This window comes from Colwellia sp. MB02u-9, assembly GCF_014077085.1.
Taxonomy (GTDB): Bacteria; Pseudomonadota; Gammaproteobacteria; order Enterobacterales; family Alteromonadaceae; genus Cognaticolwellia.
Map to the genome: position 1 here is coordinate 1 of NZ_JACGVF010000019.1, position 401 is coordinate 401.

At 45.9% G+C, this 401-nt stretch carries 1 tRNA gene and 1 rRNA gene; both read right to left on the reverse strand.

Going from position 1 to position 401, the window contains the following annotated elements:
- Nucleotides 1–100: 100 nt before the first annotated feature.
- Nucleotides 101–177, reverse strand: a tRNA-Ile gene (locus H4J65_RS00070).
- A gap of 122 nt (nt 178–299) precedes the next feature.
- Nucleotides 300–401, reverse strand: a 16S ribosomal RNA gene (locus H4J65_RS00075); the annotation flags it as partial.

Genomic DNA, 401 nt, shown 5'->3' on the forward strand with positions numbered 1-401 from the left:
AGCTAAAACGAAACGCAGATTTACGTCAGTTGCAAGGCGGAAGGATGGATGTGTAGGTTTTCTACACGAGTATCATTCCAACGCAGCAAGTGGCGTAAATTGGTAGGTCTGGGCAGACTTGAACTGCCGACCTCACCCTTATCAGGGGTGCGCTCTAACCAGCTGAGCTACAGACCTATTTCTCTTTCAAGAATTTACGTCCGAAGCTAGTGTGTTTGGACTTCTTCTAATTTGTTATCATGTAATTTGTGTGAACACTCGTGATACCGAAGTATCCATTAAGCTGTTTTACTTCAAGATAAGGAGGTGATCCAACCCCAGGTTCCCCTAGGGTTACCTTGTTACGACTTCACCCCAGTCATGAATCACAAAGTGGTGACCGTCCTCCCCGAAGGGTTAAA